Consider the following 13,654-nt stretch of genomic DNA (forward strand, 5'->3'; position numbering starts at 1 on the left):
TGCGCACGCGAACACGCCGCTGATGAGCGTGGCTGCGGGAGCGACCGACCCGCCGCCGTGGGCCTCAGTGCCCGTTGGCCGGATCGTCCGGGTCGCGGGCGGCTTCTTCGCCTTGATCCAGCCCACTCAGCGTCGCCATATCCTCCGAGCTGAGCGTGAAATCGAAGACGTCGATGTTCTGCGCGAGATGCTTCTCATCGCCGGCGCGCGGGACGGGAACGATCCCTTCCTCGATGTGCCAGCGCAGTAGGACCTGTGCGGGCGACTTGTCATACTTCGACGCGATCGCGGTCACCGCGGGATCGGACAGCAGGGCTCCTCCGCGTCCGAGCGGGCTCCACGCCTCGGTCAGGATGCCGTGAGCGCGCTGGAAGCTGCGCTGTTCGACACGGGCGATGTCGACGCTGAGCTGGATCTGATCGACGTCGGGGACGACACCGGTCGCGTCGACGACGCGCTGAAGGTGGTGAGACTTGAAGTTGGAGACGCCGATCGCCTTCACTCGTCCCTCTTCGAGCAGTCTCACCAGACCCTTCCACGCTTCGACGTATCGGTCGAGGGCCGGAACCGGCCAATGGATCAGGAACAGATCGAGGTAGTCGACGCGAAGGGTCTTCAGCGATCGGTCGTACGCGCGCTGCACTCCCTCGACGCTGTGGTCCTCCTTGTTGAACTTGCTCGTGATGAAGACCTCGTCACGAGGGATGCCCGATGCACGCAGACCGGCACCGACGGCCTCCTCATTCGCGTACTTGTACGCCGTATCGAACAGGCGGTAACCGTAGCCGACCGCCTTCTCGACCATCGTTGCGCACTCGTCTCCCGTGAGTGGCCACGTGCCCACCCCGATTCGCGGGATGCGGTGACCGTGCAGGAGGGGGAGGGTGGTGTCGTCAGCTCTCATCGGGCGGCCGCCTTCGCCGGAGCCGTGCTCGAGGGCTCGAGGAGGGCGCGCAGCCGATGTATCAGCTCGTCCGCCTTCGCTCGCGAGGCGACCGAGCGGCGGGCGTCGACGAGGGCACGCGGCCAGTTCACGATGACGGCACCTTCGGCCTGCCCTTGGCTCTCGCCGTACACGACGGCGAAGCGGTCCTGCGCAGGGTCGCCCACCATCGTCCAGTGATCAGATCCGGTATGCCCGACGATCTGGATCTTCCAGTCGTACTGGTCGCTCCAGACATACTCGGTCGTGTCGTAGTCCTCGCAATCATCAGGGTGGACGATGTTGTGTGCGACGACGCGAGCCTGATCAACGGCATTGGTCCAATGTTCGAGGCGCAGCGAGACGTTGCGCGACGCACTCGCCCAACGTGCGATATCGCCGACGGCAAAGATCTCAGGATGCCCGATGGCCCGCAGCCCAGAGTCGCAGGTCACCCCGTTGTCGAGTTCGATGCCGGAACCCTCGAGCCACTCTGTGTTGACCACAGCTCCGATACCGACGAGAGCTGCATCGGCCTCGATGATCTCGCCGCCATCGAGCACCACGCGCACCCCGTCTGCCGTCTGTTCGACGCCTTCGACTGTCCTTCCGAAGTACTCCTCGACGCCCTCCTGGGCATACTTGCGGCTGAAGATCTGGCCGACTTCGGCATTGAGCACCCGCGACATCGGCGCCGGGAACGGGTCAACCATGCTGACCCGTACGCCCGCCGTGATCGCCGTTGCGGCAGCCTCCCCCCCGATGAAGCCTGCGCCGATGACCACAAGGTGCCGCGCTGTGGCCAGCTCATCCCGCAAGCGCTCGGCATCGCCGCTGGTACGCAGCAAGTGAATATGCTCACCTTCACCCCACGGAGAGCGACGGGCGCGTGACCCGGTGGCGATCACGAGTGTGTCGTATGAGACGGCTGTACCGTCCTCGAGCGTCACAACCTGGCCTTCGAGGTTGAGGGATGCCGCGGGCGTGCCGAAGATTGAGATGGCTCCGATCCCCCGCGTCTCGTGCTCGGAGAGAAGCTCGATCTCGTGTCGCGCCGTCTCACCGGTGAGGTACTTCTTCGAGAGCGGAGGTTTGTCGTAGGTGGGATGGCGTTCCTGGTCAATCAGGACGATCTCGCCCTCGAATCCCTCGCTTCGAAGGGCTTGGGCGGTCTTGAGCCCACCAACAGAGGCGCCGACGATGACGACCCGCGACACGTCAGTCCTCCACAACCAAGGCGGAGACGGGGCAGCTGCGCGCCGCCTCCTCTACTCGCTTGCGGTCACTGTCGGGCAGGTCCTCGCGCAGAACGATCACTAGGGCGTCGTCATCTAGGTCGAAGTAGTCGCCCGCGGCGACAACGCAATTGGCGTAGCCCTGGCAGGCGCTGCGGTCGGCGATGATCCGTGCCATCGGTCTCTCCTTTTCTACTGCGGTCGCATTTCGGGAAACATCGGCTGGTCAGGCCGCGCGATCATCTCGGAGAACGTCTGCGTGGTCTGCCAGGTCAGGGCCTCGAGTTCCATGGGGTCGATCGCGATCCACTGGCCAGTTTTCGGGGCGTCGATCAGTAGCCTCGTGCCGTTGTGAGTTTCCACGCGGCGCACTTCGATCTCCGAAAACTCGTTGGCGATGACGAGCGGCTCTCCGACGGTGCGGGCAATAAGACGCTCGCGCTCCGCCGCCGCAGCCGCCGCGGCATCACGATCGACGTCGGCACCCTCCCAGTCGAGGCCGCTCACAGGAAGATCGCCAGGTTCTGGGTGCGGAGCACCGACTCGTCCACCATGATCACCCGACGTGCCAACTGCAGGTCGTCACCGACGCGACGCAATACGTCCTCGCGGTGAGCGGAGATGATTGACGGCTCGTTGACGTCTCCCCGGCTGCGGAACAGCAGGACGGCGGAGTCGACGATGAGCTCGTCCTCGACCGAGGACAGGAACACGCGCACGTTCGTCACGTAGTGACGCAGGCGTGAGGGAGGGTCCTCCGTCCAAGCGTGTTCAGTCAGGAATCGCGCGACCCGGCGGCTGAGCGAGTACTTATTCTCGTCCCAGTGCGACATCCCCCTCGCCGTCGTGAAGGAAGACCCGAGAGCCGTCGTCTGACGCACCGGCATGATGTAGTGAATATCCTCTGTAAGCGTCTCAAGCCAGTGCTCGTACCGTTGCTCGTCGAGGGTGTAAGCCTCTTCAATCAACCAACGATGCGCCTCGAGATGCAGTTCGTCGGAGAACAGTAGGGACCGCCCGACTCGATCGGCGCGCGTGGCGTGGGCGCCGAGAGGCGATTGCTCGGATATCTGGACACCGGTCTCGGTGTTCATCATGCGGGTGCCTCCCCGTTGTTGGTGATGCCTGTACCGATGCTCGCGACCTGCACCTCGACTTCGTCATCGGTGTCGAGGTAGTCGGCCCAGCGATCGAGCAGATGACGCTGGTTGTACTCGCCGTAACCAACGTGCGCGACGCCTGGACCGGCGAACTGTTCAGGCGTCAGCGCAGCGACGACCGGAGTGTCGTCTTTGAGAGTCCCCATCCGACTGTTGAGCAGGAGCCGTCGAGCCATCGAACCCTTGGCAGTCGTGGTCAGCGAGACCCAGTTCTCGACATCGTCCTGCTCGAACATTCCCGTGCTACCGAAGCACATAAGGTAGGCCTTGTACGAGAGCTCCTTGAACTCCTCCGGCGCCTCGGCATCGACCGCGAACCAGGAGTAGACCTCCGTCTCGTTCTCGCTAATGGGCTGCCACGAACGGATCGAGATGAAGGGCAGCACGTCGTCCCCGTCCTCCACCTTCGGCCAGTTGTGCACGAAACTCATGTTCGGGAAGAGCGATGCCGCTGAGATCATAAACCCGTCACGGCCAATCACATCGAGCTGCTCAGGCGACCATTGCTCCTTCATCCGCTCGATCATCGCGTCGGGATATCCGACGTAGCGCAGCCGCTCCTCGAGGCTGCCCGGCGGGAGCTTGTAGGTCGTGCCGCCGCCGTTGCCGGCCCAGTACGTGTTGCCGTCCTTGCGCTTCTCCGCCTTCGGCTCACGGAACAACCCGATCTCGACGACCGAGGTGTGGGTCTGGGGCGTGTGATACATGTCGCCGGCGAAGTTCTCGGCGCCGATCTTCCAGTTCGCGTTGACGCGCCACCGCTGCGGGCCACGCAGCTCGATGCCCTTGGCGCTCTGCCCGGTGTAGTAGTCGAGGTAGAACGCGAAGTCGCCGATGTATTCCCGCAGGGTCGGCGCGTTCGGGTCCATGCTGATGAAGATCAGACCGTTGTATGTGTCCAGGTTCGGCGCCGGGAGCAGTCGTGCACCCTTCTTGTTGAACCCTGCCTCACCCCCGTAGGCCTCCTCGTGGAACGGGAGGCCCATAATCCGGCCGTCGTTGCGGTATGACCACCCGTGGTAGGGGCAACGGAAGTGGGAGGCGTTGCCGACCTCGGCGCGGCACACCTGCATCCCGCGGTGCAGGCACATGTTGAAGTGCGCCCGAATCTCACCACTCTCATCGCGCACGACGATAAACGAGTCGTCGAGCACATGCCGCACCACGTAGTCACCGGGCTGAGGGATCTCGGATTCATGTCCGACGAAAATCCACGCGCGGCTGAAGAGCTTGCTCTTCTCCTGCTCGAAGATCTCCTCGTCGTTATAGATGTGCGCCGGGATCATGCCGCGCCGCACGTCCTCGAAGATCGTCGTCTTGCTCGCCATTGGGTCGCTGCTTCCTGATGTCAGAGTCCTATTCCGCGCCTTGAAGATGATGTCGGTCGAGACCGGTTTTCTTTAAGACAGAATCTGATTCTGCTAGATTTTCCAGGAATTCGCAATCGGAGATCACGCCTCGAAGGAGAAGTGGATGATGAACGACTACGTCGACGAACGCATGCTCGTCGCCAATGCTTGCCGCGTGCTCGCGGTCCGGGGGCTCGTGGACGACATCCTCGGGCACGTCAGCCTGCGGGTCGACGACGACACCGTCCTCATCCGAGCCCGCGGACCGCAGGAGCGGGGGCTGCGGTTCACCACCGCCGACGACATCCTCGCCGTGCCCCTTGAGGGATCGTTCGAGCTCGCCGGCGGGTACCGGGCGCCGAACGAGCTGTCTCTGCATCTTGAGCTGCTGCGCCGCAATCCTGCGGCTCGATCCGTCGTCCACGCGCATCCGCCGGCTGTCGTCGCGTTCTCGCTGACCGGACGGACGTTGCTACCGATTGTCGGTGCCTTCAACATCCCCGCTATGCGGATGGCGCGCGGCGGCATCCCCGCGCACCCCTCGTCTGCGCTGATCCGCAACCACGCACGCGCGACGGCCATGGCGGACGATTTCGGCACGCGGCCGGTCGGCATCCTGCGCGGTCACGGCCTCACGGCCGTCGGCGAGAGCGTCCCGCAGGCCGTCATCCGCGCGATCAATGTCGACAGCCTGGCTCGCGTGCACCTCGCCGTTCTGCAGGCAGGGGCCGAGCCTATGCCGATCGATGACGACGATCTCGCCGACCTGCCCGACCTGGGTGACGCATTCAACGACGGGCATCTCTGGCGATTCCTGCTGCAGGAACTTGCTGAGCAACGGCTCCTGCTGTAGTCGGGCCATCACAGATGTCCGGAGCCCGGGTCGCGATCAACTGCACCATCCTCACCGCCGCAGGCGCACATTTGGACCGAGCCACTCCGTCACCAGGGTGAGTACCGCATCGCTGTTCGACTCCTGCATCAGCATGTGGCCGTTGCCAGCCACGTTCGCTGCCGTCAACGCGACGAACCTGACATCGCCGCCTCGCTCGGCGAGCCAGTCAGCAGTCGCGCGGTCCGACTCGATCGGATGATCGGTGTCGTGGGTACCGACCATCACGAGGGTCGGTAGGCCGTCCAACTCCCTGTCGCCGATATGGACCTGCGCACCGCGGACGTTCTGCCGCTCGAGGAGGAGCCCGGCTGGGATTGGCACCAGCTGCGAACGGAGCTCGTCCAGGTGACCGGGTGGGAACTGCTCGCTTGCACCGACCAGCTTCGCCTCGATGAACTCTGGTCCGGGATGCCACCAGCCGCGACGGGGAAGCCTCCAGGTGAGCGGGCGTCCCTGGACGACGATGTGATCGGCGTCCTCTTCCAGCACGGCGGGCTCGGGCTGGATGTCCCCGGGGGGAGCGGGTGCCAGCGCGACTAGGGCGATCAGTGAATCCCGATGGTGGAAAGCGACCCGATAGCCGAAAGCGGCGGACATGGAGTGGACCACGAGGACGACCGGGCCGCCGAGCGCAGCGATTAGCTCGACGATCGCGCCGGCGACCGCCGCCCCATCCAGCCGCGTGTCGGGGTCCCATGCGCCGCCAGCCGACAACCCAGGCCACGTCATCACGACCGCGCGGTATCCGGCTTCGGCGAGACGGGGTGCCCACCCGGGTCGCCCGCCGATCGCTCGACTCCAGCCACCGGGGCCCACCCCCCCGCCGTGAACGAGCAGCACCGTCGCACGGGCGGGGCCGCCGGGCAGCCATTCGGCGTAAGCGACGGTCCCAGCGGAAGTCGCGAAAGAGCGAAACGTCGTCACGACATAACGGAGACGATGGCTGCTGCCAGCTCCACCGGGCGCGTCAACATGGCCTGATGGCTCCCCGGCGAGCTCGCGGTCGTCGGGTTCGTGAGCCGGTCTGCTGATGCGCGGTACAACTCCTGCGGCACAGCCCGATCCTCTTGCAGGAAGATGTAGCCGCTCGGCACGTCACCGGTGCCGGCCGTCCGAAGACGGATCGGCTCGTCGAGCCAACCGCCAGGCGACGGCACCAGACGAGGCTCGACCTGCGCGTGAAGCTCCTCCGATCCGTCCTGCAAGAAAGCCGTCATGAATAGCTGCGGCGGGATCGGCACGCTCTGGTCGGGCGAGGACGCGGCTGTGCCACGGGCGAAATTCGCCAACTCGGCGGGGAGGATCGCATTGATCGACTCGCCGTCGGCGAGTACCCACGCGTCGATGAAGATCGCCTGCTCCACCTGCTCCGGCATCGCCTCAGCTACGAGTTGGATGAGCGGGCCGCCGCCACTGTGGCCGACTACGACGAACCGGTCCCACCCCTTGTCGGCGATCCGGCCGATGAGATTGTCCGCCATGGTCGAGAGCGTGACACCTGCACGGTCGTCGTTGTCACCGTGACCCTGCAAGGTTGGGGCCCATACCTCGTGGCCTGCCTTCGTGAGCTCAGCGACAACGCCGTCCCACGCCCAACCACCCTGCCAACCTCCATGAACCAAGACGATGCGCATTCTGGAACTCCTTTGTTCACCGACGGCGGGTTCCGTCGGATGGAATCCCACTCTACCTAGCAGAATCTGTGCAGAACAACAGTCCTGTTCAATCCCTTCAGAAAGGGTCATTCGTACTCGTCGAGCTTCCGGAGGACGGTCTATCTGAGCGGCGTCTCACGGAGGTCCTGCAGCATGATCGCCCGGTTCAGGGGCGAGATGCATTGCGGGACCTCTCTGGCCAGCGTGACCGCCACTGCGCCGAGCGGGGTGCCGGATCCATGTGAGTCGCGTCGACACGAATCCGGAGATTGTGCCGGCGCCCAGCACGATGAGGGAGTTGACGATCATCCTGACGATGATCTGAACTCCGCCGAGAACGAATCCCTGAGCGGTCGTGTTTCCCTGCCCGTGATCTATGAACTGCGGGATGATCGCGAGTTACATGACAGCGGCCTTGGGGTTGAGCAGGTTGGTGACGAGCCCCATCCGGAACAGCTTCGACCGGGAGTCGCGCGCGTGGGATTGTGTCTCGAATAGCCCGTTGCCGCCGGGGCGCAGGGTTGCGGACGCCAGCCACGCGAGATAGAGCACTCCAGCGGCTGTCCCGGTCCAGCTCACCTTGACAGGGCTCTCAGGGGTGAGTGCTCGACCGGACGATCCCCCGCGGACTCGCCATGGAGCCACGGCCAAGGAATGCGGAGATCGAGGACGCCGGTCGCGCTGAGCAACACCGGGATGAGGAGAAGAGTGAGCCGCCCCGTCGGCGATCGCCCTCGCCTCTGAACGGCGCGGCTGCTCACTCGTTAACACACTCTAGGTCGATCTGCCTGCCGCAAGCGGGGGTGACGTCCCCTGGGGTGGTGTAGTTCTCGGTGCTGGGTGTCACGTCGAGGACGTGGTGAGCCATCGTGCGATGGTCAGTGAGAACCGACTAAAGCTACTCACAGAAAGACACAACGCACGATGGCTCTAGACCAGTCTGCCCTCCTCGAGCTCCTCGGGGAACTGAAACTCACCGACGTCACCGACCGGATCCGGACAGCGACCGAGACGCTCTATCAGGAGCTGATCGACGCGGAAGCGGCCGCGTTCATCGGCGCCGCCCCGTTCGAGCGCACCCCGGACCGGGTCACGCAACGCAACGGCACCCGCCCGCGGACGCTGACAACCACGGCCGGGGAACTGGAGCTGCGGATCCCGAAGCTGCGGCAAGGTTCGTTCTTCCCGTCGCTGCTGGAGCGGCGCCGACGGGTCGATCAGGCCCTGTTCGCGGTCGTGATGGAGGCCTACGTCCACGGCGTCTCGACACGCAAGGTCGACGATCTCGTCAAAGCGCTCGGCGCGGACACCGGGATCAGCAAGTCTGAAGTCTCCCGGATCTGCGCGAACCTGGACGAGGACGTCGCCGCGTTCCGGGACCGGCCCCTCGCCGACCAGGCCTACCCGTATGTGTTCCTCGACGCGACCTACTGCAAAGCCCGTGTCGGGCGCCGGGTCGTCTCCCAAGCCGTGGTCGTCGCCGTCGGGGTCGCGCAGGATGGGCGCCGTGAGGTGCTCGGGTTCGAGGTCGGGGAGACCGAGTCGCAACCGTTCTGGACGACTTTCCTCCGCTCGCTGAAAGCCCGTGGGCTCGGCGGGGTGAAGCTGGTGATCTCCGACGCGCACACCGGGCTGGTCGCCGCGATCCAGACCGTGTTCCAAGGCGCCAGCTGGCAGCGCTGCCGGGTTCATTTCATGCGGAATGTGCTCACCGCGGTCCCCAAGACCGCTGGCCCGATGGTCGCGTCGATCATCCGCACGATCTTCGCCCAGCCCGACACGGAGCACGTGTTCGCGCAGTTCCACGAAGTCGTGCGCATGCTGACCCGGTCGCATCCGAAAGTCGCCGGCATGCTCGAGGACGCGCAAGACGAGCTCCTCGCGTTCTGCCAGTTCCCGTTCCAGCACTGGCGTCAGATCTGGTCCACGAACCCCCTCGAACGGGTCAACAAGGAGATCAAACGCCGCACCGACGTCGTCGGAACCTTCCCGAACCCTGCCGCGCTGCTCCGCCTCGCCGGGCACGTTCTCATCGAGCAGCACGACGAATGGGACGGCGCCGACCGCCGCTACTTCAGCGAACACTCCATGGCCCTGCTCCTCACCGAACCCGAGGAGGTGGCCATCCCGGAACTGACCGCGGCATAATCAAAAACAGCTGACCCGCACGGTGTTGAGAAACTCCACCACACAGCGGGACGTCACCCAAGCGGGCATCTGAGTTGAGTCGGACCAACTGTAGGAAAATGCCATTTCGCGTGGAATCCTGGCCCTGAAACCGTTGCCAACTACCGTGGAATCGCGAGGGGTTCATGCCATCTCGAGCGGGAACCTACAATGCCGCTTTCCTCGAGGAGGATGCGACCGTGAGGATCCTCGCGGTCGGTACAGACGACTATGAGGTGTTCCCCTCGGCGCTGGCGCACGAGATCGCCCGAGGTCTCTGACGCGCTAGAGGAGCGCGGTGTCCACGCGGCAGCACTTCTGCTGCGCGTAGGGACGGTCACTCAACGGGATCCAGCCCTCTTCTCCTCGGCGGAGGAGGCGCGGGTGTCCGGGCTCGGTCTCAGCAGTCATGTGTGGGCCAGCGTTGGTCCAGCAGTTCTGTGCGCGCGTCTCGCACCACAGCGCGAGTCGCGCTTCGCGGGGGAGACATGCCCGGTGCGTCCACCAGGCGCGCTTCTCCCCGTAGGGGCCGAATTGGTGCCCTTCACTGTGGGCGATTGCGTCGTGGACAGCGCGGAACACGTCGTTGGCGAGCATCGGCGCGCGCTCTCCCGAGGGGAGGGTGACGGTCACGGTGCGTGCCATCGGGTGGTCCGGCGGTAGAGCGCCTTCGGTGTGCTGCGAGACCTCGGTGCGGAAGTAGAACAGATGCTTGTTCTGTCGCAGATCGTCGAGCATCGCGGCGGAGTCGGCATAGGGCTGCTCGGCCTCTCCGTGCCAGGGCTCGAAGGTGTAGCCGGCTTCCGTGAGCATGTCCCACTGCGCGCCGATGTGCTGGCGCAGGCTTCGGTAAGACCGGGCGACCTGTGGGTGGGTGGGTTCGTGCGCTGCGGCCGCGTAGGCTCGCGCTGCAGCGATGTCGTCGAGCTCGGTCAGCCGGGGGATGGGTTTGCGTTGCGGGAACCCGTGCGCGTCGGCGTATCGCTCTCTGAGCGATTGGATCTCCTTGATGGGCTGGTGGCGCTGGTAGCTGTCGGTGCCTGGCACGAACGCGACGTGCGCTCGAGCGAAGGTGGGCGACGTGCCGAGACGTGCGGCGATCGCGTTCACGGCGGATGCCGGCAGCGGGTACTCGGCGGGTTCGGCGATCTCGAGCTTGCCGTCGTAGAGCCTGCCACCTGGTGCGCCGGCGGCGCGGAGGATGTCGAGAGTCTCCTGGACTTGCAGCTGCGAGCCGGTGTCGGCGGCGAAGCTGTAAACCCGGTCAGGTCCGTCCGGGTCGAAGTACCCGGCCATGATGCTGTCCTGCTCATACCGTCCTGCGAGCTCTCCCGCCCAGTCGGTGACCTGCTCGAAGCTGTCCGCACGGACGATGTAGGCGCCGGCTGGTTCAGATGCGCCTTCCCAGAGCCCGTCTGCGTGCTGCAGTTCCGAGATCTCGATGCCGTGGCGTTCCGCGGCGGCGCGGAGGGTGTCTTCGTACTCGATCCACTCGTCGGTGTCGTAGTAGCTGGGGCGGGAGCTCATTCGCATCAGCTCGCCAGAGACCGGCCGGAACGGGGTTGCCCCGATGAAGGCCTCGAGCTGCTTCTCGGCGTTCTGCTCACGCTTCTCCGCACGCCGACGCCGCTGCCCTGCGGCTGTCGACGACGGGCACCGTCGCCCTCCGTGGTCGATGTCGTCGCACATGGCCTCTCCCGTTCGTCTGCTGGGTATAGGCCGGTGTTGGGGGTGTTCGCGGACAGAAATCGGGCCCCGCCGGTGAGCGGGGCCCCGAGGAGTGCGGTCGAGGTCTGGGTCAGCCGTTGAGCTCCTCCCAGACCTGGTACGCGCGGTGGAACTCGGGGCTGTCATCGTTCCCCTCATTGATGAGCTGGTCGAGGTACTCGTCGAGCTCGGCCTGCGAGAGCTGGCGTGGATCCTTCATGACACGGACCCATCCGCTACCGGCGGGCAGCTGCATCGGGCGCGTGGCTGCTGGCCTTTCCAATTGCCGGTGTAGAACAGCGCGCACGGCCACTCATGCTCGCCGCGGCGCCGCGGCCTCGGGACGGCGACCGTGAGCTCACTGCCCAGGTTCAGCGCGTCCATGATGTCGTCGGCGATGAAACCTGCCTCTTCGTCAGGCTCGTCGGTGTGCTGCTGGATTATTCGCACGATCGTCGCGCGCACATCCAGAGTGACGGACGACGGCGCAGCCCCGGTCATCGGGTGTACTCGCTCGGTGAGGGGATCGGCAGGTCGGGGTCGCGCAGCTCGTACTGCCGGTCCTCCACGTAGGCGGCGTACTCGTCGGCGAACTCACGCGCCTCGGCCTCGTTGTGTCCGTCCTGGCGGGCGTGATCGAACGCCGCCCGCCACTGCTCCCCCACTGCGCGATCGCGCAGCGCCGCGCTGACACCATCCATCAGCTGACCGGCCCGCACGGACGCGAACCGCAGATCCCCTTCGGCGAGGGCGAACAGGATCTTCTCGATGCCTTCGATGGCGGGTGCGGGGATGGTCAGGGTGATGTCGTCGCCGGCGTCGTGCTGGCCGGTGCGGAGGCGCCAGAGTGCGTCGGAGAGGGTGAGTGCGCGTTGGCGCTGGATGGGGGTAAGGAGGGAGCTGTCGGTGCCGGTCGTGGTGGGGGCGGGGTTAGGCATGCTCGGCCTCCTCTGTGGGCGGATTCATGATGATGAACCCTGTGCCGGTGGGCGGCTGGTCCTGGCGCAGTCCGATGATCTCGGTGTCGTTCGCGTCGGTGTCGTTGAGGGTCTGCGTGAGCAGGTCGGCGTACTCGTCCGGGGTGAGTGCCTGGACGGCCGCGGCGTCGGTGACGTCGACGGGCTTGCCGTTGACGTGGAAGATGCGGGTCATGGTGCTCCCTGGTAGTGCGTCGGTGGTGTCCATCTTCGTCGCGGGTCAGTGGAGGTCGAGTTCGACGCTGTCGGCTTCGAGGTCGGGGATGGTCTGGTCAGGGTGGCTGAACGTGGCGGCGGGGGCGTGGACGGTGACGCGGTCCCCGCGGTGCGTTGTCAGTCGGAGCAGCTCGGCGAGGGCGCCGTTGGCGTGGACGTTGTAGGGGCCGGCGTCGGTGTCGACGCGGAACCCTACTCGTGCTCGGCGGTCGGGGAGGCGGCGGACGAGGGTGAGCGGGGTGCGGATGGTTCCTGTGATGGTGACCGCGGTGCCCGTGGGGGCGGCGGTCTGGGTGATGGTCATGGCGTTTCTCCTCAATCGAACAGTGAATGTGACATTCACTGACTATACGCCTGCATGCCCGGTGGGGGAACCCCCGTGCATGGTGTTGCTGCAGGCCCTTCTTGCTGGGTATAGGCCGATGTTGGGGGTGTTCGCGGACATCCGGGTTGTGGAGGTCGGTGCGGTCAGTCGTCGGGGCCGCTGTCGGGTTCGTCGCACGCGCCGCTGTTGATGGCGTCGACGCCGACTTTCGTGAGCACCCAGCCGGGTTCGACCCACGAGTAGCGTTCGATCAGTCCTCGCCTGCGGAGGGACTGGATGGTGCCGCCGGGGATCCCCAGGCCTGTCGTGTCGAGGTAGCTGGCGCCGCCGGAGAGTGATCGGCCATCGGCGATCATCCGCATGGTGACTCGTTGGGACCAGTTCAGCGGCCGGGCGTTCTGGCGGCGCTTGAGCTCGGTGGTGGCGCATCGCGTGGCGTCGGCCTCGGTGGTGTGATGGTGGGCGCAGCGCCACACTCGTTCGCCGGACTGGTGGGTGTCTTTGTCGGCGACGTCGTCGATGACGCCGCGCAGCGCGCCTCCTGGGCGTCCGGGAGTCCATGATGACCAGCTGGCGGTCAGCATGCGATCGCCGCGGTCAGCTCGGGGGTGAGGATGCCGGCTTGCTGGTCTGCACGCACGGCTGCGCCGCAGTCTTTGCAGGTCACGTCGGCGATCGTGGTGGCTGCCGATGACGTCTTGCGTCCGCAGTAGCCGCGTTGCCCTGTGGCGGTGGCAAGGCAGGTTCGGGCGGTGCTTTCCTGTGTCATTGGTGGGGCCTGTCCTCGCAGCTCGAGCAGAGGTCGGGGGTGCCGTCGTCGTTGACCCACCAGCAGCCGCCGAAGCATGCTCGCTCGTCGGTGCAGCCGCAGACGTGACAGGTGCGCACGAGCTCGAGGAGCACCTGGTCGATTCCGCCTTGGGCGCCGAGCTCCGCGCCGAGCGCGGTGACTCGTGAGATCACGTCCTCGGGTGCGGTGCTGGGCACTTGGATCGTGATGGTGGTGGTAGGTGTGGTGCGGTCGTTCATGGTGGCCTTCCTGATGTT

Annotated in this window: 20 protein-coding genes; 2 read left to right on the forward strand and 18 right to left on the reverse strand. The window is 65.6% G+C overall.

Annotated features, from left to right (window positions below; all coding sequences use genetic code 11):
• Positions 1-64: 64 nt before the first annotated feature.
• The 6 genes from AB1285_RS22090 to AB1285_RS22115 are packed head-to-tail and all read right to left on the reverse strand — an operon-like array spanning position 65 to position 4,645.
• The gene (locus tag AB1285_RS22090; RefSeq protein ID WP_005050739.1) at positions 65-904 is read right to left on the reverse strand and encodes an aldo/keto reductase; all 840 of its coding nucleotides are present in this window, start codon (positions 902-904) and stop codon (positions 65-67) included.
• Positions 901-2,139 carry an NAD(P)/FAD-dependent oxidoreductase gene (locus AB1285_RS22095; RefSeq protein ID WP_005050737.1) on the reverse strand — a complete coding sequence of 413 codons (1,239 nt, stop codon included), beginning with the start codon at positions 2,137-2,139 and terminating at the stop codon, positions 901-903. Before AB1285_RS22095 ends, AB1285_RS22090 begins: the two co-directional genes overlap by 4 nt.
• Before the next feature lies 1 nt (position 2,140).
• Complete coding sequence (locus AB1285_RS22100; protein WP_005050734.1) at positions 2,141-2,335, reverse strand: ferredoxin; 195 nt, start codon at positions 2,333-2,335, stop codon at positions 2,141-2,143.
• Between the two features lie 14 nt (positions 2,336-2,349).
• Positions 2,350-2,664, reverse strand: a complete 315-nt coding sequence (locus AB1285_RS22105) for a hypothetical protein (protein ID WP_005050731.1) — start codon at positions 2,662-2,664, stop codon at positions 2,350-2,352.
• Positions 2,661-3,254: a 3-phenylpropionate/cinnamic acid dioxygenase subunit beta gene (locus AB1285_RS22110; RefSeq protein WP_005050730.1), complete on the reverse strand. Its 594-nt coding sequence runs from the start codon at positions 3,252-3,254 to the stop codon at positions 2,661-2,663. The genes AB1285_RS22105 and AB1285_RS22110 overlap by 4 nt, the downstream gene beginning before the upstream one ends.
• Entirely contained in the window at positions 3,251-4,645 is a 1,395-nt protein-coding gene (locus AB1285_RS22115; RefSeq protein ID WP_005050729.1) for an aromatic-ring-hydroxylating dioxygenase subunit alpha, read from the reverse strand. Before AB1285_RS22115 ends, AB1285_RS22110 begins: the two co-directional genes overlap by 4 nt.
• Positions 4,646-4,790: 145 nt before the next feature.
• On the opposite strand from AB1285_RS22115, the gene AB1285_RS22120 reads away from it, so the two are divergent.
• Positions 4,791-5,519, forward strand: coding sequence for a class II aldolase/adducin family protein (locus AB1285_RS22120; RefSeq protein WP_005050727.1), 729 nt, complete (start codon positions 4,791-4,793; stop codon positions 5,517-5,519).
• A 51-nt stretch (positions 5,520-5,570) separates the two neighbouring features.
• Here AB1285_RS22120 and AB1285_RS22125 read toward each other — a convergent pair whose 3' ends face one another.
• The 3 genes from AB1285_RS22125 to AB1285_RS22135 form a co-directional block, all read right to left on the reverse strand.
• Positions 5,571-6,485 carry an alpha/beta hydrolase gene (locus AB1285_RS22125; protein ID WP_005050725.1) on the reverse strand — a complete coding sequence of 305 codons (915 nt, stop codon included), beginning with the start codon at positions 6,483-6,485 and terminating at the stop codon, positions 5,571-5,573.
• Positions 6,482-7,195, reverse strand: coding sequence for an alpha/beta fold hydrolase (locus AB1285_RS22130; protein WP_005050723.1), 714 nt, complete (start codon positions 7,193-7,195; stop codon positions 6,482-6,484). Before AB1285_RS22130 ends, AB1285_RS22125 begins: the two co-directional genes overlap by 4 nt.
• A gap of 420 nt (positions 7,196-7,615) precedes the next feature.
• Positions 7,616-7,987 (reverse strand): LysE family translocator, encoded by a 372-nt coding sequence (locus tag AB1285_RS22135; RefSeq protein ID WP_363250050.1) that lies wholly within the window; start codon positions 7,985-7,987, stop codon positions 7,616-7,618.
• Positions 7,988-8,140: 153 nt separating this feature from the next.
• On the opposite strand from AB1285_RS22135, the gene AB1285_RS22140 reads away from it, so the two are divergent.
• Entirely contained in the window at positions 8,141-9,364 is a 1,224-nt protein-coding gene (locus AB1285_RS22140) for an IS256 family transposase (RefSeq protein ID WP_370428831.1), read from the forward strand.
• 303 nt (positions 9,365-9,667) lie between these two features.
• Here AB1285_RS22140 and AB1285_RS22145 read toward each other — a convergent pair whose 3' ends face one another.
• The 9 genes from AB1285_RS22145 to AB1285_RS22185 form a co-directional block, all read right to left on the reverse strand.
• Positions 9,668-11,071, reverse strand: coding sequence for a hypothetical protein (locus tag AB1285_RS22145; RefSeq protein WP_005050720.1), 1,404 nt, complete (start codon positions 11,069-11,071; stop codon positions 9,668-9,670).
• 109 nt (positions 11,072-11,180) lie between these two features.
• Positions 11,181-11,309: a hypothetical protein gene (locus AB1285_RS22150; protein ID WP_264674921.1), complete on the reverse strand. Its 129-nt coding sequence runs from the start codon at positions 11,307-11,309 to the stop codon at positions 11,181-11,183.
• Positions 11,306-11,590, reverse strand: coding sequence for a hypothetical protein (locus tag AB1285_RS22155; RefSeq protein WP_005050718.1), 285 nt, complete (start codon positions 11,588-11,590; stop codon positions 11,306-11,308). The genes AB1285_RS22150 and AB1285_RS22155 overlap by 4 nt, the downstream gene beginning before the upstream one ends.
• The gene (locus AB1285_RS22160; RefSeq protein ID WP_005050717.1) at positions 11,587-12,027 is read right to left on the reverse strand and encodes a hypothetical protein; all 441 of its coding nucleotides are present in this window, start codon (positions 12,025-12,027) and stop codon (positions 11,587-11,589) included. The genes AB1285_RS22155 and AB1285_RS22160 overlap by 4 nt, the downstream gene beginning before the upstream one ends.
• On the reverse strand, positions 12,020-12,241 hold the full coding sequence (locus tag AB1285_RS22165; RefSeq protein WP_005050716.1) for a hypothetical protein: 222 nt from the start codon (positions 12,239-12,241) through the stop codon (positions 12,020-12,022). The genes AB1285_RS22160 and AB1285_RS22165 overlap by 8 nt, the downstream gene beginning before the upstream one ends.
• A 45-nt stretch (positions 12,242-12,286) precedes the next feature.
• The gene (locus tag AB1285_RS22170; protein WP_005050714.1) at positions 12,287-12,586 is read right to left on the reverse strand and encodes a hypothetical protein; all 300 of its coding nucleotides are present in this window, start codon (positions 12,584-12,586) and stop codon (positions 12,287-12,289) included.
• A 164-nt stretch (positions 12,587-12,750) separates the two neighbouring features.
• The gene (locus AB1285_RS22175) at positions 12,751-13,191 is read right to left on the reverse strand and encodes a hypothetical protein (RefSeq protein WP_005050713.1); all 441 of its coding nucleotides are present in this window, start codon (positions 13,189-13,191) and stop codon (positions 12,751-12,753) included.
• Positions 13,185-13,376: a hypothetical protein gene (locus tag AB1285_RS22180; RefSeq protein ID WP_005050712.1), complete on the reverse strand. Its 192-nt coding sequence runs from the start codon at positions 13,374-13,376 to the stop codon at positions 13,185-13,187. The genes AB1285_RS22175 and AB1285_RS22180 overlap by 7 nt, the downstream gene beginning before the upstream one ends.
• Positions 13,373-13,636, reverse strand: a complete 264-nt coding sequence (locus AB1285_RS22185; RefSeq protein ID WP_005050711.1) for a hypothetical protein — start codon at positions 13,634-13,636, stop codon at positions 13,373-13,375. The genes AB1285_RS22180 and AB1285_RS22185 overlap by 4 nt, the downstream gene beginning before the upstream one ends.
• Between the last annotated feature and the right edge of the window lie 18 nt (positions 13,637-13,654).

Source organism: Microbacterium sp. NRRL B-14842 (genome assembly GCF_050470785.1).